Annotated in this window: 16 protein-coding genes and 1 pseudogene; 8 read left to right on the top strand and 9 right to left on the bottom strand. The window is 44.4% G+C overall.

What is annotated here, in order from left to right:
- Positions 1 to 120 precede the first annotated feature (120 nt).
- Positions 121 to 690, bottom strand: a pseudogene (locus tag AACQ79_RS10695) (phosphatase); the annotation flags it as partial.
- A gap of 189 nt (positions 691 to 879) precedes the next feature.
- Between AACQ79_RS10695 and AACQ79_RS10690 the strand changes: the two are divergent.
- Positions 880 to 3,756 (top strand): HD domain-containing phosphohydrolase, encoded by a 2,877-nt coding sequence (locus AACQ79_RS10690; RefSeq protein ID WP_249339192.1) that lies wholly within the window; start codon positions 880 to 882, stop codon positions 3,754 to 3,756.
- On the opposite strand, the gene trmY is transcribed toward AACQ79_RS10690, so the two are convergent.
- From trmY to AACQ79_RS10655, 7 genes are all read right to left on the bottom strand, one after another.
- Positions 3,753 to 4,352: a tRNA (pseudouridine(54)-N(1))-methyltransferase TrmY gene (trmY, locus tag AACQ79_RS10685; protein WP_019281867.1), complete on the bottom strand. Its 600-nt coding sequence runs from the start codon at positions 4,350 to 4,352 to the stop codon at positions 3,753 to 3,755. The two genes, AACQ79_RS10690 and trmY, sit on opposite strands and share 4 nt — an antisense overlap.
- A gap of 79 nt (positions 4,353 to 4,431) precedes the next feature.
- Complete coding sequence (gene arsJ / locus AACQ79_RS10680) at positions 4,432 to 5,664, bottom strand: organoarsenical effux MFS transporter ArsJ (RefSeq protein WP_094124586.1); 1,233 nt, start codon at positions 5,662 to 5,664, stop codon at positions 4,432 to 4,434.
- Between the two features lie 42 nt (positions 5,665 to 5,706).
- The gene (locus AACQ79_RS10675) at positions 5,707 to 6,204 is read right to left on the bottom strand and encodes a cyclin-dependent kinase inhibitor 3 family protein (protein WP_170888551.1); all 498 of its coding nucleotides are present in this window, start codon (positions 6,202 to 6,204) and stop codon (positions 5,707 to 5,709) included.
- A gap of 12 nt (positions 6,205 to 6,216) precedes the next feature.
- Positions 6,217 to 7,218, bottom strand: a complete 1,002-nt coding sequence (locus tag AACQ79_RS10670) for an ArsJ-associated glyceraldehyde-3-phosphate dehydrogenase (protein ID WP_170888552.1) — start codon at positions 7,216 to 7,218, stop codon at positions 6,217 to 6,219.
- Positions 7,219 to 7,239: 21 nt separating this feature from the next.
- Positions 7,240 to 7,581 (bottom strand): metalloregulator ArsR/SmtB family transcription factor, encoded by a 342-nt coding sequence (locus tag AACQ79_RS10665; protein ID WP_013868027.1) that lies wholly within the window; start codon positions 7,579 to 7,581, stop codon positions 7,240 to 7,242.
- Between the two features lie 368 nt (positions 7,582 to 7,949).
- Positions 7,950 to 9,008, bottom strand: coding sequence for an ACR3 family arsenite efflux transporter (arsB, locus tag AACQ79_RS10660; RefSeq protein WP_170899076.1), 1,059 nt, complete (start codon positions 9,006 to 9,008; stop codon positions 7,950 to 7,952).
- Between the two features lie 83 nt (positions 9,009 to 9,091).
- Positions 9,092 to 9,421 carry a metalloregulator ArsR/SmtB family transcription factor gene (locus AACQ79_RS10655; RefSeq protein ID WP_094149731.1) on the bottom strand — a complete coding sequence of 110 codons (330 nt, stop codon included), beginning with the start codon at positions 9,419 to 9,421 and terminating at the stop codon, positions 9,092 to 9,094.
- 300 nt (positions 9,422 to 9,721) lie between these two features.
- Between AACQ79_RS10655 and AACQ79_RS10650 the strand changes: the two genes are divergently transcribed.
- From AACQ79_RS10650 to luxN, 4 genes are all read left to right on the top strand, one after another.
- Positions 9,722 to 11,212, top strand: a complete 1,491-nt coding sequence (locus AACQ79_RS10650; protein ID WP_017048956.1) for a SulP family inorganic anion transporter — start codon at positions 9,722 to 9,724, stop codon at positions 11,210 to 11,212.
- 10 nt (positions 11,213 to 11,222) lie between these two features.
- The gene (locus tag AACQ79_RS10645; RefSeq protein WP_170899075.1) at positions 11,223 to 12,071 is read left to right on the top strand and encodes a universal stress protein; all 849 of its coding nucleotides are present in this window, start codon (positions 11,223 to 11,225) and stop codon (positions 12,069 to 12,071) included.
- Between the two features lie 262 nt (positions 12,072 to 12,333).
- Positions 12,334 to 13,530, top strand: a complete 1,197-nt coding sequence (locus AACQ79_RS10640; protein WP_170899074.1) for an acyl-homoserine-lactone synthase — start codon at positions 12,334 to 12,336, stop codon at positions 13,528 to 13,530.
- A complete protein-coding gene (gene luxN / locus AACQ79_RS10635; protein WP_170899073.1) occupies positions 13,523 to 16,102 on the top strand; it encodes a quorum-sensing autoinducer 1 sensor kinase/phosphatase LuxN in 2,580 nt (859 codons plus the stop codon). Before AACQ79_RS10640 ends, luxN begins: the two co-directional genes overlap by 8 nt.
- Before the next feature lie 359 nt (positions 16,103 to 16,461).
- Here luxN and AACQ79_RS10630 read toward each other — a convergent pair whose 3' ends face one another.
- Positions 16,462 to 16,770, bottom strand: coding sequence for a hypothetical protein (locus tag AACQ79_RS10630; protein WP_017044469.1), 309 nt, complete (start codon positions 16,768 to 16,770; stop codon positions 16,462 to 16,464).
- 330 nt (positions 16,771 to 17,100) lie between these two features.
- Here AACQ79_RS10630 and AACQ79_RS10625 point away from each other — a divergent pair, with 330 nt between their 5' ends.
- From AACQ79_RS10625 to AACQ79_RS10615, 3 genes are all read left to right on the top strand, one after another.
- Positions 17,101 to 18,081: a helix-turn-helix transcriptional regulator gene (locus AACQ79_RS10625; protein ID WP_017044471.1), complete on the top strand. Its 981-nt coding sequence runs from the start codon at positions 17,101 to 17,103 to the stop codon at positions 18,079 to 18,081.
- 261 nt (positions 18,082 to 18,342) lie between these two features.
- Positions 18,343 to 19,221: a helix-turn-helix transcriptional regulator gene (locus AACQ79_RS10620; protein ID WP_017044472.1), complete on the top strand. Its 879-nt coding sequence runs from the start codon at positions 18,343 to 18,345 to the stop codon at positions 19,219 to 19,221.
- Between the two features lie 373 nt (positions 19,222 to 19,594).
- Positions 19,595 to 21,538 carry a TonB-dependent receptor gene (locus tag AACQ79_RS10615; protein WP_272870519.1) on the top strand — a complete coding sequence of 648 codons (1,944 nt, stop codon included), beginning with the start codon at positions 19,595 to 19,597 and terminating at the stop codon, positions 21,536 to 21,538.

Raw genomic sequence — 21,538 nt, 5'->3', positions numbered from 1 at the left:
GTATGAGGTACATAAATTCACCTAGAAAATCACTGACTATACACACAGCATAGTCAGTAATAATATATTTTCCAGATTTATTTATGTGTGTAAGATGCTTTTCCTACACTAACCTGTCATGGTAACATAAGCACCATGTGCTTTCGCCACCTTAGCAATTTCATAACAGCGATCGACACTCCCTACCCTGCTGTGTCCTTTTAAGGTGCTGTTATTAATTTCTATCGCAACGTGATGCTGGGCGGCGCAGGCGATCACCTCATCAAAATCAAAATCGAAATTAGGGTTACCTAAGTGCCCTAGCGCATCCACTCGTCCACCTTTAATCACATTGATCAACGCTTCGGTATGCGCTGCTTTATCGGCAGGCTGAAATACGGGCTCATGAAAACTGGCGATCACCCAATCTAAGTTTTGGTCAACAGAAGGGTGAACATCAATCTCGCCAGCACGATTCATGATGTTGGACTCAATGCCTCGGATAATGGCAACACCGTCTAAAAAGCGCGGCAAAATACGTTGATTGGAGAAGAACCAATAATGCGGCGCTCCAGGCATCGACTGCGCATGATCGGTTGTGCAAAACATTGCCAATCCATTTTCTTTAGCTGAACGCGCGTTTTCAATAAGCGTGCTGTAAGCGTGACCACTTGCATAAGTGTGAGTATGAGTATCAACGACAAGATTCATTTTAATTATTCCATTCCAACAGCGATGCTTCAGTGTAACAGCCTCGCTGATGGCACTTCAATCTAAGGGCGATATATTCACCATATCGACACTTTCTGACCGGATGAAAACACACCGATGTGAAATGGTTTTTTGCAACTTACCCACATTGAACAATACTTAGCAATGTCATCCAATTCGGAGTTGGTTATGAAACGACGTCGTTACTCACTGAGCATTCACATTACGAGTCTCTTTTTAGTGCTCGCCATGGTGATCGGCATTGTATTGATTGGCATAAGTTATCACCATAGTCAGCAACTACTGACGGTAAGTGCACAAGGATTAAGTAGCGAAAACAGCAAAAAACTGGAATCAGCATTTAAACAAAGTGCCGCACCTATCTTGACTACGCTCGATTTTTTAGCTTTTAGTAACGTAATTGATCAACCGGATAAAGTCATCTCGGACCCACGCCAACTCGCCACCGTTTGGCTGACCTTCCAACGTAATCCACAGTTGGTCGCGCTCTATTATTGTGACGAAGCCGGAGCTTGTACTACATTTCGCTCGCTGAGCTTTGATAAAGCCAAACAGCGTTTTGATGCCCCCGCGCAAGCTCAGCTATTGGCCCATTACACTCAAGTTGATGGCACTAACCGCTTTATCTATTTAGACCAGAACCTTGAAAGCCTGCTCGACAAACAAGATAACAATAATAAATTTGATCCTCGCGTGCGTCCTTGGTTTACCTCGGCAAGTCAAGATGGCGCGATACGCTTAACGGAACCTTATTTCTTTTTCTTCCTACAAACGAGCGGCGTCACACTGTCACGTAGATCGGCCGATGGAAAGAGTGTTCTTGGCGCTGATTTCACGCTTGACTCACTGTCAAAACAGATGAGTACGATGGGTTTTTCTGACAGTGCTCAGCTCATTTTGTTCGATAATCAATTTAGACCACTCGCCCAACACAATACTAAGTTCGAGCTACAACAAGACCCCTCACAGATTGCACAGCAGCTGCAGCAAAGTACTTTTGCACCAATATTGAATCGGGTCAGCAGCCAAACTTTGTATGAAACGGTCAATATGAATGGCACAACGTGGTCAGTGACGTTAACGCCGGTACTTTTAAACGACAATGTACGCTTGTTGCTGGCAGAAGCGGTACCGCAAGACGATTTGATCGCAGATTTGCTCTCGATGCGAGATCAGCAGATTTTTGTCGCGTTAATCATGCTCGCTATCGCTTTTGCAATGGTTGGTTTTGTGGCGCAAAGGCTAGCCAGCCCTTTAGGTAACCTAGTGCAATTGACCGACAACATCACGCGCTTTGAATTTAAAAAGACACGCTACCCAAAAAGCCGGATCCGCGAAGTTGCCAATTTAACCCAATCGATAGAGCTCATGGAACATACACTGCACGACTTGCTGCGACTATTACGCGAAACCGCCAGCAACCAAGAATTCGGTGTGTTAGCCAAAACGATTACCCATCAAAGCTATTTGATCACTCGAGCTGAAACTATTTTGCTCTACACTTATGCCAACGAAAATAACCAATTTATCACCGCAGCAAACCACGCCATCATTCCCTTTAAGCTTGATATCAATCAGTTGTCTCAAGAGATGCCGTGGCTACTTTCTGAACTGCGTAAAGGCCAAACGGTTCACTTATCTAAAACCGATAATTCGATGCGTAAGCATAAAGATGAGCTGTATAATTCTGATCTTTATCTTTTCCCACTGCTCAACCGAGACAAGCAGTTGGTTGGCGTATTAAACCTAGGCTACGAACGGGCCATCACTCCCGATCAGCAAGACAAACATGCATTTTTACGAGAGCTACTCAGTTTTGCCGAAATCGCTAAAGACAATATCGACAAAATGCAACGGCAAAAGGAGATGCTCAACTCGTTTATTGAATTGATTGCCTCAGCCATTGATACCAAATCCCCTTACACGGGCGGCCATTGTCAGCGAGTTCCTGAGTTAACAAAAATGATCACTAAAGCGGCGGAAAACGATCGCACCTATTTCCCACAATTTTCCATGACCAATGAAGAGTGGGAAGAGCTCACTCTCGCCGCTTGGTTGCATGATTGTGGAAAAGTGACCACGCCTGAATATGTGATTGATAAAGCAACCAAATTAGAAACGATCTACGACAGAATTCACGAAATTAGAATGCGTTTTGAGCTGCTCAAATGTCAAGCTGAAACGGACTACTGGCAAGGTGTTGCGCAGGGCAAGAACGAGCCAGATCTCAAACAGCAGTTGCTGACGAACCAACAAATCCTCGATGAGGAATTTGCTTTCGTCGCGCAATGTAATATTGGCAGTGAGTTTATGAGCGATGATGACCTTTCCCGCTTAGAGCGAATTGCGCAAAGAGAGTGGAAACGCACCTTAGATGATCAACTCGGTACTTCTTGGATAGAGAACCAACGTGCAGGAGAGTCAAAACCATTGCCCACTATGGAGCGCCTGCTTGATGATAAACCCGTACACCAGTTGCACTGGGTGAACGGTTGCCGTCCACAAGATCTGTGGCAAGAAAACTTTATTTTACAACCGGGAGAACTGCGTTATAACCGAGGTGAGCTCTATAATTTGTCCATTCGCCGTGGCACGCTCACCAACGAAGAACGCTTTATGATTAATGATCACATTGTGCAAACCATCATGATGCTCAAGCGGCTACCTTATCCTGAACATATGAAAAACGTTCCTGATATTGCGGGAAGCCACCATGAACGAATGGATGGCGCGGGTTATCCAAGAGGTTTAAGTGAAGAGCAGCTTTCGATCCCCGCTCGAGTGATGGCGATAGCCGATGTGTTTGAAGCACTGACCTCCAGCGATCGCCCCTATAAAAAGGCCAAAACGCTCAGTGAATCGATCGCGATCATGACCACCATGGCCACCACAGGCCATATAGATCCGAAGCTTTACTTACTCTTTTTAGAAAAAGAGATTTATCAAGACTATGCGGATCGATTTTTACACTCCGATCAGCACAGCCCAATTGATAAAGAAGCACAGATAAAAAAAGTAAAAATGAGTTTGAAAAAGACTTTTTAAAGACCGCGAATATCTAACTCATTCTGGATCAGCACAATGCACTGCGAGGCAAACAGCATTCGAGGCCCAAGGCTGATTTTCTGTGTATTAAGGCGCTTTAAACTGTTCCAACTTTTTTTCGGCATCGGGATGTGGTCAGTAAGCAAAAAGCAGCTGTCGTCAGAAAATTGATGCTCACGGACACTTTCGCCTTTTTTATCCAGTAAATACAAATGGTAACTATCCGAAAGGCGCTGCACCAACTTTTCAAAACTGATCGTTTCAACCGTGAGTCCTTGCTCGACCTCTCGGGTTTGCTCTTTGCCCATGCCCATAGAAACGTCTAAGGCGTGGCCTATTTTGGTCAGCAAGGCTTGCTCGTGAAAGCCACCGATATTGTGCAACTGGCTCGACTCAAAGCATAAAGTCCGCGAGAAATCTTGCGTACTTTCCAGCACTAAGTAGACCACCACGTCATCACGATGCGACTGCGCAGTAAAAATAGCGTTCATGAGTACGTGGGCCAAAATTTCGGTGTGGGCTTCTTGCCCAACAGAGGCTAAAAAAGTCTGTTTATCCGTGGAAGCGGCGCGGGCCCTTACAACAAAAGCTCTCATGTGACTGACTCAATTCATTCAATAAAGCACGGACTCTATCACAATCTCCATCTACTGGAATAGTGATCTGCTGGTGAAGCTACGGTTCGCTCGTCAACACAGCTTTGCTTTTCGGGAGCCCCAATGAAATGAGAGTGGTCAGCAGCAGAAAACCAAACGAAACCCACAAACACGCCGCTAATCCCCAAAGTTGGAAAACCCACCCGGAAAGCACGGTACCGATTAAACGCCCCATCGCGTTTGCCATGTAGTAAAAACCAACATCAAGCGATACACCATCCCCCTTGGCATAGCTCACGATCAAATAGGAATGCAGCGATGAGTTAATCGCAAAGACCGCGCCGAAAAGCAGTAACCCCGCGATGATCACGACTTCCGGATGCCACTGCGCTTGAATGCTGTAGGCGATCAAACCAGTAATCAGCGCCAGTAACGCCGCCCAACCGAGCGCAGATCGCCCATCTGGCACTTGGTCTGAAGCACTGCCCGTTATTTTAGGAGCAAACCCTTGGATCACGCCGTAGCCAATCACCCATAACGCTAAAAAGCCGCCCACGGCACTGTGATCCCAACCAAAAACGCTGCCCAGATAAATGGGTAAGGCAATCACAAACCAAACGTCTCGCGCGCCAAATAAAAATAGGCGAGCCGCCGATAAAATATTCACGCTGCGCGATTTGGAGAAAATCTCTGAAAATTTCGGTTTGGTTTTGGCTTTGCCAATATCGGCTTGCAAGCTAAGCAAACTGCCGATAAAAACCAACAGCAATACCGCCGCCATAGCCGCTACCGCATATTGAAAGCCGATCCAAGAGAGCAAGACGCCACCGAGAAAAAAGCCGGCCCCTTTTAGAGCGTTTTTTGAACCCGTAAGAATGGCTATCCACTTATAGAGTGCGCCTTGTGCATTTTCAGGGACTAACGTTTTGATCGCACTTTTTGCACTCATTTTATTGAGATCTTTTGCGATGCCCGATAACGCCTGCGCCGCCATCACCCAAGGAATGGTTAACCATGCAGCAGGTACAGCAAGCATCAAGAGCGCGAATATTTGCATGCCAAGGCCAATATTCATGGTGCGATTCAGCCCTAAACGCGCACCAAGCCAACCGCCAATCAGGTTCGTCACCACGCCAAAAAATTCATAAAAGAGAAACAAAGACGCAATCGCTAAGGTCGAATAACCCAAATCATAAAAATACAACACCACTAACATGCGCAGCGCGCCGTCAGTGACGGTAAAATTCCAATAATTAAAAGTCACTAGCATGTACTGGCGAACGTTTTGGTTGAGTTGAGACAGCATAATCACTCTCTTTGCAAAAGAGCCGCCTAAGGCAGCTCTTTGGGACTGTTATTGATTAACAAATTGTTTGATGTACTCAACTTGTACATCTTTGGTAAACGCACCCGGTCTTAATGATTGAACGTGAGTAATAATGTTTTGCAGTTCCCAACCTTTCTCCAGCAATAAATGAGCAGCAAGTAAACCAGTACGACCCGATCCACCCATGCAATGCATGGCAATCTTATCTCCCTTGGCAAGCGCCTGATGAAGTGACGGGGAGATACTTTGCCAATGCGTTTGAAACTGATGGTCGGGCGCGCAATCATCTTCAATTGGGGCGTGAAACCATTGCAGCCCCGCGTGCTCAACCACTTTAGGCAAGTCACCAACACCTTTCTCTTGCATCTCTTCGTGACTTAGAGCCGTCACCACAACGGTAACACCTTGAGATCTCAGTTGTTCAATACTCTCAACCAGAGGAAGATCTTTTGTCCCCGGGCAAGGCGTCAATACCAAACCAGCGCTGTTTTCTGCAACAGGCAGTTCCCATGTAGGATGTGTCATTTCTTTGCTCCTTTATGCCAAACCGACTTTGCGTACTAATTCTGCGGTACGCGTTGCGTAACCCATTTCGTTATCATACCAAGCGTAAATTTTCACCATGCGCTTGCCCACCACCATGGTCGAGAGTGCGTCGACAATCGTTGAGCGTTGATCGCCTTTGTAATCAATCGACACCAGTGGGCGCGCTTCAAAACCGAGAATGCCTTTGAGCTCATTTTCTGAAGCCGCTTTCAGTAGCGCGTTGACTTCTTCCGCGCTGGTATCGCGTTTCACATCAAAAATAATGTCGGTTAACGAGGCATTGGCTAGCGGCACACGCACCGCGTGACCGTTAATTTTGTCTTTCAGATCGGGGAAGATTTCCACAATCGCTGTCGCAGAACCGGTTGTGGTCGGGATAAGGCTCATACCACACGCACGAGCGCGGCGTAGATCTTTATGCGGTGCATCCAAAATGGTTTGCGTGTTGGTTAAATCATGAATGGTCGTAAACGAGGAATGTTCAATACCCAGTTGCTCATGAATCACTTTGACGATAGGCGCAATGCAGTTGGTGGTGCAAGAAGCGGCTGTAACAATCTGATGTATTTGTGGATCAAAGATGTGGTCATTGACCCCAACCACGATATTGACAATCCCCGCTTCTTTTACCGGAGCCGATACCACCACGCGTTTGACACCTTGCGCGAGATACTGATTCAAAAACTCAGATTTGCGGTGTTTTCCCGTGGCTTCGATGACCACATCACAACCAGACCAATCCACATCATTGATCGCTTTTTGTTGTGAGGTACGAATAACCTTACCGTTGGCAATGATCGCATTACCGTCGCTTGTCACTTGGTGATGCCAACGGCCTTGTATTGAATCAAATTCGAGCAAATGAGCCAAGGTCGCCGCGTCACCCGCAACGTCGTTAATTTGCACAAATTCGATCTCTGGCCAATCAAATGACGCCCTTAATGCTAAACGACCAATGCGGCCAAATCCGTTAATTCCGACTTTAATCGACATCTTTATTTCCTTTTATCCCTTCTAAACACAGCATTCTGGGCGAGATTCCATCTCTGCCAGCCTTTGCATATCTTGTTGGTATTCTTTTTTCAGGCAGTTGGATTCCACCAGCCCTTGAATTTGTTTTTTCATCCATCCGGGTAGTTGGTCCGATAACCGATAAAACACCCATTGGCCTTGCCTTGTATCAACCACCACGCCACTGGAACGAAGTAGAGCCAGATGGCGAGAAATTTTCGGTTGGCTCTCATTTAACGCTTGTGTCAACTCGCCGACACACACTCGTTGCTCGCGTGCAATCATGAGTAAACAGCGCACCCGTGTTTCATCGGACAGCAATTTAAAAAACTGATGAGGTAGCATTTTACTTATCTCTGCATATACGGATATGCATATGTATCATATAAAAAGAAATCGCTGTCAATAGAAAAGTTACCGCTAAATAAAAGTTACCGCTGACTTCAGAGAACAATGCTAAAGCGAGCAGTAAAATAGCTGATGGTATGTTGCAGGGCTTTTGTGGCATTTTGATTACAATCGATTTCCCAATAGATCTATTTTTGATACGCCTATCATACCCCGATGCATCGCAACATTGGGATCAAGAGTTCGTGCGTAGCAGAACATAGATGACGTTTCTAACTCATTCACAAACATTTCACATTTTCAAAACAGTCTACGGTTATGAAATTTAATGAGAAAAATATCCTGAAGTTCGGACTCAGAGAGCGCTAGTATTTCTTTTTCATACGCAGCGCAACGTTGACCAAGGCAATCAACACCGGCACTTCAACCAAGGGCCCAATCACACCCGCAAATGCTTGATCGGAATTTAAACCGAACACGGCAATGGAGACCGCAATCGCCAGTTCAAAGTTGTTGCCTGATGAGGTAAAAGCAATTGAGGCATTTTGATCGTAAGGAATGCCCAGTTTTTTACCAATGAAAAAGCTGACAAAAAACATCACTAAGAAGTAAATCACTAAAGGGATGGCAACGCGTATCACGTCCATCGGCAGTTCAATGATCATCTCGCCTTTCAGGCTGAACATCAAAACTATCGTCGCTAGTAGTGCCACCAGCGTAATCGGTGAAATACGCGGAATAAACTCCTCGTTGTACCATTGCTCACCTTTCGCGGCCACCAACCATTTGCGGCTCAAAAAGCCAGCTAAAAATGGGATACCGAGATAAATCAGCACACTTTCTGCGATATCGAGAATGGTAATATCAACCACAAAGCTCTCGAGCCCAAAATACGGCGGCAAAACAGTAATAAATAGCCACGCCATAAAACTGTAAGTGACAATTTGAAATGCACTGTTGAGCGCCACCAACGCTGCGCCGTACTCTTTGTTCCCACCGCTGATATCATTCCACACCAATACCATCGCGATGCAACGCGCCAGACCAATTAAGATCAGTCCGACCATATAACCGGGATAATCGCGTAAGAAAATGATCGCCAGCGCAAACATTAAAATAGGCCCGACAATCCAGTTCATCACTAAAGAGAGTGTGATGGCGCGTTTATCACGAGTCACTTCACCTAGCAGGCTGTAATTCACTTTTGCCAGCGGTGGATACATCATCAAAATCAAACCGATCGCCAGCGGAATATTGGTCGAACCGACCGACATATTTTCATTCAATTGCGCTACTTGCGGAAAGAAGACACCGATCGCTACCCCTAACCCCATCGCAAGGAAAATCCACAAGGTTAAATAACGATCGAGAAAACTCATTTTTTCGGCTGCAGAGGCTTCTGCGCAGACAGGTAATTCACTCATACATCACATCTCTCGGTAAGTCTAAAAGGGAGCCGCGCACAACTTTCTACTTACAGCCATGGCGAAATAGCAACGCTAAAATTTCATTCATTTTGACAAGATGGGTGAGCAATACGCGTTAGCTCTTGCGCAATCAATGCAGCATTGTGGCTCAGCGTGATGTCCAATATCTGCACCATCCAACTTTCCAGCTCAGGATTAATTTGGTAGTACACCCACTTGCCGCGCCGCTCATCAATCACTAATTCATTTTTTCTCAGTTCTGCTAAATGGCGTGACACCTTAGGCTGACTTAATTGCAACGCATTCATTAAATCACACACACACAACTGCCCTTTGTGCTTCATCAACAGCAAGGATTTAAGCCTCGTTTCTTCAGACAAGGATTTATAAAAAGATAAACTGCGGCACATAAACAATACATATGGAATATCGAATGTGTTTTAGTGTAAGGAGCAAAAGAGTAGAAGTCAAACACCAGAACTATCCTCGCCTCGCGCACGACCGGCAGCGCTTGAAAAACAGCGTGATAACGGGAGGAATCGACGACTGCAATACAAATAGTGATCGTTTGGTTGACCTACACCACATCAATGATTAGGATCACATTTTTAAAATCAACTAAGAGACGTTGCGAATGCTGCTTACGCCGCCCTAGATTGATCTTTACCTCTCACAACTCACCTTTTTATTTCATTTTTTAGAGATTAAGTATGCTACAAAATATTAAGCGCGATTGGTTTTCCAATGTGCGAGGGGATGTTCTAGCTGGCACTGTCGTTGCGTTAGCATTAGTTCCTGAGGCAATAGCCTTTTCTATCATCGCGGGTGTAGACCCTAAAATCGGCCTTTACGCTTCATTCAGTATTGCCGTGATCATTTCAATTGTCGGTGGACGTCCCGGCATGATCTCAGCAGCCACTGGTGCAATGGCGCTGTTGATGGTCACTTTAGTCAAAGAGCATGGCTTGCAATATCTACTGGCAGCCACTGTTTTGACCGGGGTTCTACAAATACTGGCCGGTTACCTCAAACTGGGCGATTTGATGCGTTTTGTATCACGTTCGGTCGTGACGGGGTTTGTTAACGCGCTGGCGATTCTGATTTTTATGGCGCAATTACCAGAGCTGACCAATGTAACATGGCACGTTTATGCCATGACGCTCGGTGGGCTGGCGATTATCTACCTATTCCCCTACGTTCCTGTGGTTGGCAAATTGCTACCTTCGCCATTAGTGTGCATTATCGCCTTAACTCTGATTGCTATCAGCTTTGGCATTGATATTCGCACTGTGGGCGATATGGGTGAATTACCAGATACTTTGCCGATATTTTTATGGCCAGATGTTCCGCTCAACCTTGAAACCTTATGGATAATATTTCCTTATTCAGCCGGATTGGCCGTTGTCGGTTTATTAGAATCAATGATGACAGCAACCATTGTTGACGATTTAACCGATACCAGCAGTGATAAAAATCGCGAATGTAAAGGCCAAGGTATTGCCAATATTGCCACCGGCTTTCTTGGCGGCATGGCTGGTTGTGCGATGATTGGTCAATCGATCATCAACATTAAATCCGGCGGACGCGGCAGACTCTCTACTTTTTGCGCCGGTATTCTACTGATCATCATGGTGGTGTTTTTAAGTGATTGGCTCAAGCTCATCCCGATGGCGGCTTTAGTCGCGGTAATGATCATGGTTTCCATTGGGACCTTCTCTTGGAGTTCGGTAAAGGATCTCAAAACTCACCCACTTTCTACCAGCATCGTGATGATCGCGACCGTCGTTGTTGTGGTTGCAACCCATAACTTAGCGATCGGTGTCGGTGTCGGCGTGCTGCTTGCTTCTCTCTTTTTTGCTAACAAAATTGGCCGCTTCATGGTGGTTAAAAGTGAACTCTCTGAAAATGGAGAAGAGCGTACCTATCGTGTTGTTGGACAAGTCTTCTTTGCTTCGTCAGATCAATTTATGAACGCGTTTGACTTCAAAGAGGTCTTAGAGCGTGTCACTATCGACCTCTCTGCAGCGCACTTTTGGGATATTACTTCGGTTTCTTCGCTAGATCGTGCTGTTATCAAATTCCGACGCGAAGGGACCGATGTAAACATCATCGGTATGAATGAAGCAACAGCAACGATTGTCGATAAATTCGGCGTGCATGGTAAGCCAGAAGAAGTTGAAAAGCTGATGGGCGGACATTAAGGAACAGATTATGACCAATATTATTGCTTGCATCGATGGATCGATTTATTCACAGTCGGTCGCCAATTTAAGCGTGTGGGCCGCCAAAAGCTTACACGCACCGTTAACCTTACTGCACGTACTTGATAAAGCGGCCAATCAAACCGAAAGTGAACTGTCTGGTAACATCGGTTTAGGCAGCCGAGAGCAACTATTGAAAGAGCTGGTTGAACTAGACGAAAAGCGTTCTAAGCTGGCCTTAAGGCACGGTAAAGCGTTACTCAATGAGCTAGAAGCCAAAGCCCATGAACAAGGTTTGCAAGATGTGCATAAGCTGCAAAAGCACGGCAACCTGCTGGAAACTTTGCTTGATCTTGAAAACGAAATTCGTGTATTGGTGGTCGGTAAATCAGGTGAAGTGCATCAAAACGACGCCATGGCTGTTGGATCTCAATTAGAGAGTATCGTGCGTACAATGAAGTCGCACACCTTAGTGGCAACGGGTGATTTTACGCCACCACAAAGCTATCTATTAGCCTTTGATGGCAGTGAAATTAGCCATAAATTAGTGGATAAAGCGATTAAAACACCGCTGCTAAAAGGGCTGGAGTGCCATTTGGTGATGGTGGAAGATAACCACGATAAAGCGAGCGCGTTTAAAGCTGCCGCCGAGAAATTATGTGCGAACGGTATTCACGTTGTGGAAGCGTGCTTATCTGGCGAAGTTCATAAGGCGATTCTTCAGTACCAACAACAAAACCAACTTGGCATGATCGTCATGGGCGCGTTTGGACACTCTAAACTTCGTCAGTTTTTTGTTGGCAGTAACACCACTCGGCTCTTAGCCGAATCAAGCGTACCGATGCTATTGATACGATAATAATTGATAAATTAACCATATAGATAAAGCCTTCTTCGGAAGGCTTTTATTATAAAACTCTGTTGTGGAGGGTAAGTGCAAGTAGTAAACTTGCTGCGGATATGCAACTGGTACTTAGGATGTTAGGTACAAATAAAATCGCGGTTACTGCTACTAACTGACGTGACGCCAAATACCCTCCTAAATCAAAGTCTCATTTACTGGAGCCTATCTAATAAAACTAATAAAAAATAATTAAATAAACCTAGGCTAGGTTAACTCTATGAAAATAATATCATCTTTAGGCTCACGGCTGACAAGCAGTCTGCCTATTGAAAAAAAACAGCGGGCTCTGGTAGAGTTCGTCATCAATACTTATCAACCACAGCAACGGGCTGATCTTTTTCGCGCCGTTACAGATCACCGCAAAAACCAATTACTCAACCTATTTCCTGAACATCACAATAAAAGCTTCTCAGTACTGTTTGAATTGATGGACTACCGAGAACTCATCCGGCGCTATCCGAATACATTAGGTGAAGAGATAGCACATCTTGAGCAAGCCGTCAGCGAGTGTTATTCGCATTGGCTAGATTTCTGGTGTGAATGCGAAATTGCGGCTATGAAAACACTATTCCCTATCGAAGCGGATACTCCTCCTCGTATCGAACTGCCACTTAAAGACTGTGCCTACCGTGGTTTTTTGATCGACCAGATAGAGGATTCTGAACTTTGGGTCACAATGCCCAGTCACCCGCAAAAAATGCCTATCAAAGATGCGATCACCTTGAGCAATCTTGAGCTATTTATTAAAGGCGAAAAGTGGTACGAGATGCTGCCTTTATTGTCCTTATCACAAAAAGGGAAGCACTTTGTTTTACTCAAGCATCCTGATAACGAAGCATCTCCCACACTGGTCGCTTCAATGTTGGTACAAGATTGGTCAGTAAATCAGACTTGGCTCAGCTATGTGCCGCAGTTCAGTAATAAGCAGTGGCAGTTCTGCTTACCCGATCATGGCCACGATGCCTTGATGGAATTACAGCTTTTCAAACCAGCACTGCTAAAGTGCGACTCTCTCCCAGAATTCGATCATCAATTTCGGCGACAATTGGTTGATACGCGAGCAGTCTGTGAAGTGCTGCGTTTCACCGTCAGTGGCAACGCTCAGCAAAAGCTCTACTTCCTCTACCTTGCTCAAAAAAAATTCATGCAAGTAATGCATCAGCTAGGATACAAACTTGGTTTATTCGCTACTGCTCAATCTTTCATGCTCAATTTTTATCAAGCGGTTGACCCGAAAGCGTATTTCCATTGTGGAAATTGCGATCTGAATAACGACGGAGTAAAAACTTATCGTGGTTTCTGGAATTTCGAATCAATGGACCGCGTCTTCAGTGATGCCGATTTTCGTGACTATAAACATGCGGTTTCTCAAAGCAGAAAATACGATTTAATCAAAAGGGAAGAGTATGCTTGATTTCAGCTTAGAGCCAATTCTCTATCCTAAAGCGATAACGCTTATCGCAGCAGTAGCCATGGTGCTCGTTTGGTTAACTTACTATTGCTATCGTCTTAAGCAAAAAAATGAAATGATCTGGGGTACACGCCATGTCGCCTATATTGCTTATTCTCTTTTTATCATTGCATGGATAGGGAGTAATGCGTATTTCCATACTGATTGGCTAGCCGAGTTTGGCGCAGATAGAGCTATATTTATGGCCAAATTTGCCAACGTCGTATCATCCTTTGCGTTTGCTTTTGCTTACTATTTTTCATGTCAGCTATCTGCCGAGCAAAGAGGAGGCAGAATATACCTTTGGCAACAACTGTTTTTCATTGCCATAGTTATGTATTTCTTGGTCATTAATTTACAGCCTAACCTTACGGTCCGACATGTTGATATCGCTGGGCCGAGCAAATTTGTCATTGAGTTTGGGCCACACACCCCATACTTTTTTAGTGCTCTACTTTGCGCCATGATAATGACACTGTTCAACTTGATCTCAATGCGAGCCAATAGCAGTAAGTTAACACTGGCCAAAACCAACTATATGATTGCAGGTATCCTGGTATACATGCTTTCAACGCTCATACTCCAAGTCGGAATTACCTTTTTCTTTCAAGATTTTTCACTCACTTGGCTACCTCCGGCACTCTCCATCAGCGAAATGATGTTTGTTGGCTATGCTCTTATCACTTCACGCTTCTACAGTGTGAAATACCTTGCTTACCTGTGTCTCAATACTGCGTTAGTATGTGGGGTTTTATTCATACCGCTCGGCGCAATCTTCATCCCTCTCACCGACAGCAACCAATGGCTGATTGCAATACCACTCTGTGCGCTTATTGGTATTGCTTGGAATCCACTCTACAAACGCTTGAGCCGTTACGCCTCTTTACTCATTTACGGCAATCAGCAGACTCCTGTAGAGCAAATTCTCGCTTTGGAAGACGATTTCAAGCGGTCAATTGATGATGCGATGCGCCGTTTAGGCCAGTTATTATACATCGCCGATGATAAGCTGCAGTTCGTTAATAGTAACTATAACGAAACCGTCTACGAACGTTACCTTTCATCCAAACAAACCGCACTAGTGTTTGATGAATTGTTTGAAAAATTAGACAACAAAACCGCGGCAAAAAACTCGATCAAAGCCCTTTATGACAAAATGAGCTCAAACAATACTGCGTTGGTTATGCCACTGTTTGGCCACAGCAAATTGGTCACACATTTATTAATCTCACCACACAAAATCAATAATCAGATGTTTTCTAATGAAGAAATCGCTGCACTTCAAACCTTGCTAACCCGAATACAAAGTATTATTGAAGCGGATAGACGTGTCTGCCAAAGTCGCGCATTAGCGAATTCAATTGCGCATGAAATGCGTAACCCGCTCGCTCAAGTACAATTACATTTTGAAATTTTAAAGCAACATATTGATAGTCAAGCGCCCGCACAACAAATTAAACAGGATATTGAGAACGGCCAAGCGGCTATTCAACGTGGGCGGCAGTTGATTGATATTATCTTGCGCGAGGTCAGCGATAGTTCACCTGAACACGAACCGATTACGATGACGTCGATCCACAAAGCCGTTGATCAGGCGGTCAGTCAATATGGCTTTGAGAACGAGAAAGTAATTGAGCGAATTCACTTACCACAACAAGATGACTTCGTAGCAAAACTTAATGAAACCTTATTCAACTTTGTTATTTTCAACTTGATTCGTAACGCAATTTATTATTTTGATTCCTACCCAAATAGCCAAATTGAGATCACAACTCAAATCGGTACTTATGAAAATATTTTAATCTTCAGAGATACAGGCCCGGGGATTGACGACGCCATTTCTTATAAAATTTTCGATGACTTTTTCTCTTATCAAAAAAGCGGAGGCAGCGGTCTGGGGCTCGGCTATTGCCAGCGTGTCATGCGCTCTTTTGGCGGCCGAGTTGAATGCAAATCGAAACTGGGGGAGTTTACGGAATTCCACTTATACTTTCCTATGGTACCCAATGCCCCCCAAGCCGACTCGCTTCGTACTCCTGATTTCAAAAGTTGGCAACAACCTAAACCGAATACAGAGCAAAGAACCGTTGACGATATACAACCAATCGATAAGCCATTTCTAATCAATAACAAAGCACCCACGGTGCTCATCGTTGACGATAAAGAAGTACAACGCTCACTAGTTCAAATGTATCTGAACCAACTTGGTGTTAACAACTTGCAGGCAAACAACGGTGAAAATGCAGTAGAAATCTTTAAAGCGAATTCCATCGATTTGATCTTGATGGATATTCAAATGCCAGTTATGAATGGTTTTGAAGCCAGCCAAATCATTAAGGCACATTCTCCGCAGATTCCGATCATTGCGCTGTCAGGTGAATCTGGCGAACGTGAGCTAGAAATGATTAGCAAGCTGATGGACGGCCGCTTAGAGAAACCAACGTCATTAAATGCGTTACAGCAAGTAATCAGCCATTGGTTAAATAAAGACGTGGTACTCAATGCTCATACAGCAAAGAGTGGAACGGTTACTTGACGCGGTTGAAGACATCAGCATTGGGATAAAAACTCAGCCAGCACCCAAACCATTTCAGTGCTGGCTGACATTTTAAAACCGCATAATCTATTATAAACCGTCTACTACCTACACTCGCCAAGCCTTGACCTGAGCTATCCCAAGTGGTTCTAGCTGAATATCTAATGAACCCATGCAAGTTATACATGCAACAATTACATATGCACCTTGTTGCAAATCTCATTTCATGAACGACAGGGTTGAGCACCGCACCTTTTCAGTCTATTGTTTGTAGCGAAAGACAGGTTCGACTTGAACAACACCTTTGCTTGCACACTTTTAGCCGCCTATTTTTTGGCGGCTTTTTTCTTGCTAGGCAATTATTTTCTTTTTAACAGCGCAATACACTCTTCGTAGTGGGGGGTACTATGGATGTCCCACAACTGTTTCGCAGCATAATGGGCAAAATCATCATCGGCGGGTAAGCTTTTTTTACGCTGATTTTTGATCTTGAGGTAGATAGCCTGCATCTCTTTCTGCTGATCTCTGGAGATAGAGCGCGAATTGGCACACATATCCGCCAATCCTTCGTAAGCATAGGCATTCACTTCAGCCATATTGATCTTGGCGAAAGTCAAGGTAGGAGAAAGCAATACAACTCCTATCAGAGTATTGAATTTACTTGGCATTTCTTCCCCTAAAAAATGACACTTCTATCCATAGTATAGAAGACGGCAGAGATTGAGGACGAGCATGGTTCCTTAATTTGTTCGCTCTTGCAGCATAGTCACGTCAGTCCACTACTCAATTCAGACTCCTAATCATGAAAAATCACTTCCAAATTGAGCAGACGGTAATCATAAAACGCCACAAAATAACTTTCAGTTTTATAAAACGAATAATAATAACGATGAGAGATCTCGATAGAACTCATGACTTCTTTGCGTGGCACGCTTTTCATTACACAAACGAAACACTAGGGGCAAATCCGACCCAAGCATTTTTGAATGGTATCTAAAATGAATCGTGTTGATTTAAAACCAAACTCCACATCCATACGCTTACCGAAACGTTGCTTAAGCCATCAGTCAAGCGTGCCGACTCCGCGACAACCGCTTGCCTGTCAATCTTTTGGGGGATGCCTTGGCTGCAATATACATACGCTATCGGGATATGGTGGCTGTACGTCGTATGAACCGACCACTCACTCTGAACGATACTGCCTACGTTTACTGACCGTAATTAAAGGCGAGCAGCTCATTTGGTACAGTCATGATAATGAGCCCATCAGTTTACACAACGGAAAAAGTGTACTGATTTTCTCAGTTAATACCTTTAACGACGTATTCATTAGTGAAACAGAGAGTTACGTCGAGATTGCCGATATGCGCTTTGACTGCCAACTTCTCGCGACTATTTACCAGCAAATGAGTGAGAGTTTGCGTGACAATGGTATTAATCCTTTAACGGAAAAACGCCGTTTTGTCTTTGATACCAGTGTTGAAATTCAGCAATTTATTAACCAGTTGCAAACTGGCTTAACCAACCAAACGGGTGCCGGTAGCTTGTATGCCGTCTCACAGGCTTATCAATGTTTGGCCAAACTACTCAGCCAACTTGAGATGATCAAAAGCAACAAAAAAGACAGTGAGTGCTCCTCCCTTTCCAGTCGAACCTTAAATCGGATACGCAAAGCACACTCGATGATTGCTTCAGAACCAGAAAAAAATTGGAGCTTAAACGAGCTTTGTCGACAAGTAGGCACGAATGAAACCAGCTTTAAACGCGGTTTTAAAGTGCTTTTTAATACGACATTTTCCAAACTTCTTCAACACACACGAATGAAAATAGCAGCTGAATCATTAGAGCAGACCGATCGTCCGATTATCGACATCGCTTATCAAGTGGGATATGCCAGCCCTTCTCACTTTAGCAAACTATTCAAACAACACTTTGGGCAGAACCCTCTACAATATCGGAAACATCGTCAACGTCCCTAAAATATCGATAAATAAAGCTTAAACCAGTCAAGGTTTCTCTTTCCTAACAGAACAGCAGTCGTGCTGGTGAAGTCATCTTGTGCCTTTTTTATGCGCATTTTGTTGAATACGCTTTTTTGTTGAACAGTTGAATAGCCATCATCAATCACTCCCTAGACAGATAATCATGATAATGATAACTTTTCTCATAAACCAATCGGACGTGATTTCACTATGCCTTACTATCGAGTTCCATTTAATTTGGATTTACTGGAAGAGTCCATGCAAACCAATGGCAATATCGTTTTTAAGCATGAACATTGCGAATTTTCGTTACGTTGCTGTGTGATCAATGATGACATGGTGATGAGCCAATTTAAGGGAAGGTTTGAAACACCTACCCAACTCGATACAGCCGATAAAACCGAATACGACAGTGTGACGATCATGCTGAATTTAGGGAATGCGGTTTACTATCAAATTAATGGCTTAAATACGGCAAAGATTTTTCCGGCCAACACTATTGCTCTTTGTTATTCCGATACACGTCATGGCTTCTGTCGCTATCAGCCGCAAATCACTCAGTTATTTGCACTGCAAGTCCCAAGACTTCTATTGCTTGAGTACATCAACGTCATGCAAATAAGTGAGCCACTAGCAGATAAGTTAGGACGTCGAGAGCCGTTTTTCCTAATCAGAACAGCTTCTGCTGCGTTGCAATTTATGGCCGTGAAACTTTCAGAGACCCATAATCAAAACAGCGCGATTCAACGCCAGCTTTGCTACTCATTCATCAGTGATGCAGCCCGATATCTAGTCTGCGATGACAGCACTCAACAACAAGGCGATAATCACAATCTCCTAGAAAAAGCGATGGGGATTCTTGATAGTGAGTACACTTTGCCACCCACCATTACCGAACTGGCTCGACGAATTGGAACCAATGAGACCTCTCTCAAACAGGGGTTTCGAAAAGAACTAAATACCACCATTCATCAGTACATCACTCAGCAAAGAATGACAAAAGCGGCTGAACTACTCAGCGCAGAAATCTACACTATTTCGCATATTGCTCATGAGGTGGGTTACTCCAATCATGGACATTTTTCCGCCGCTTTTAAAAAAGAATTCGGTTGCACGCCATCCAAATACCTAGCATAACAGGGTGCTCTCACGCCCAAAAAGATGGTCCAAAAAGCGTCATGAGCCATACCGCGATCCTCTATTTCTGGCCCAACACCACCAGCTATCACTTTGACAGTTATTTGTTTGAAACTCATCTAAAACAAAACCAGAAAAAAAATAAAAACCAACAAAATTAAATACTTAATTTTAATTAAGTTCAAAAATAGACGACCCGATCTATTCAAGCTTGTTTAAAATAACAATCATAAACGTCGATTCACGCTCTTTTTATGCCTTATTCAGTTAGCAGGTAAAAGACAGAATCGGCACTATAAGTTCAATATGGATACCACAGGAAACAGATTCGATGCATAGGAACAGCCTTAAACTTTCACCATTAACTTTAGCGATGACCTTAACTATGTTCACTTCAACCGCTTTCGCACTCGAAAGTGGCCATGATGTCATGGTGGTAGAATCGAGCAAGCAGTCGACCCTTCTTGAACAGATGGACAGTTCGGTCTTGATTAAAACAGGAGAAGAGCTTGAGCAAGCCGGAGTCGATCAAGTTCAAGACTTGGAGAAAGTGTTCCCGGGTCTATTGATCCAAACTCGCGGTAATCGTACTTATGCCAACACGACGATTCGTGGCATCAGTTCACCGGATTATTATTCCCCCACTATTAGCTTGTATGTTGATGGTGTGTTGCAAGACAGCGCCTTTTTAACTCAACCACTTGTTAATGTTGAGCGCGTCGAACTGCTAAGAGGCCCGCAAGGCACTTTGTACGGTGGTAATGCTCAAGGTGGTATTATCAATATCATCACAAAAAAAACCGTTGGACAGAACACAACCGTTGCTAGCGCGAGCTACAGTAACCTCAATGAGCAACTCAATGCTTCGGCAGCTCTCTCACTCAATGACTCGCTTTCCGCCGATATCGCACTGCGCGTAATCAAAGACAATGGCAACATTGAACACCTACCAAGTCAGCAGAAAGATGCTAATAATAGTCAACAATTCAGTGGGTTAGCTCGCTTACACTATTTACCACACAACTCGCCGTTCACTCTGACCTTATCAGTCGCCAATAGCAATCTGGATAGCCATGAAGAGTGGTATCTCACCCAAGCTGAATTTGACCAAAAAATGACGAGCCAAGCGATCCCTCAGCTCAAACGTATCGTTAACAGCTATGCGCTGCAAATGGGTTACGATTTAGGTGAAACTCAATTGACCAGTGTTACGGCTTATCAAAACCGTAACATCTATCGCCAGTTTATTGGAGGAGCTTGGCAAGAAGACCAAAATACTTTTAGCCAAGAGCTACGTGCCAATACGCAAGTCAGCGATGCCTTATCAACGCTATTTGGTGCTTATTTTGAACAACGCGACTTCGACGCAAAATCTGGCGTAGGCTCCCAAGTCACAAATCAGGTTGAAGCAACTCAATACGCTCTGTTTGGCCAAGCCATTTATGCGCTCAATGAACAGATTGACCTCACTTTAGGGCTGCGTGCCACTCACCTTTCGACTCGTGTGGATTACAGTGGTAATCCGTCTTGGATTATTGATGCTTACGCACAAAATAAATCAGAAAACACCCTATCCCCCAAAGCCGCTTTAGGTTGGCAAATCACACCGGACTCTAGAGTATTTACTTCTATATCAAGTGGTTATCGCCCTGGGGGGTTCAGTTTACAGCCACGCAGTAGCGGTGATAAAAATGGCTACAGCGCAGAGAAATCCCTCAATGGAGAGTTGGGCTGGCGTACTCGCTTAGCTGACAACATGGTTGATCTAAGCGGGGCTCTGTATTGGATAAGAACTGATGATATTCAACTCTATACTGGGACTCCTGGTAGCCAAGTGCTGCGCAATTTAGGGGAAGCGCAAAGCCGAGGCTTAGAGTTGCAGCTCGCTTTCTATCCCACGGATGATTTAACCCTGAATCTAGGCGGCACTTTCGGTGAGTCAAGCTTCAAATCGGGCAACCAAGATATTGAGGGGAACACACTACCATACGCACCCAAAACCACACTGGTGGCCGGAATAGACTATGTATTACCACAGGCTTGGTTTAATGGTGCTGTCTCCCTTTCCTCGAATGCTCGCTATACCTCAAGCGTCTTTTTCGATGAAAAAAACACCTTGTCACAAGCGGGTTACACCTTAGTCGACTTAGCCATTCAGTACCAAGTAAACCCACACCTTTCGATGCGCCTGTTTAGCAATAATGTGACCGACCAAGAATACAAAACCTATTCATTCGCAATGCCAAACTCCAGCGTCGCCTTGAGTAACTACGGGGTCGGCCGTGAAGTCGGACTTAACATCAAACTTGAGTGGTAA

The sequence above is a fragment of the Vibrio sp. 3-2(1) genome (assembly GCF_963887575.1).
In the GTDB taxonomy this organism is placed as follows: Bacteria; Pseudomonadota; Gammaproteobacteria; order Enterobacterales; family Vibrionaceae; genus Vibrio; species Vibrio anguillarum.
The sequence above is the reverse complement of the archived record's forward strand: the minus strand, read 5'-3'. Positions and strand labels throughout refer to the sequence as shown.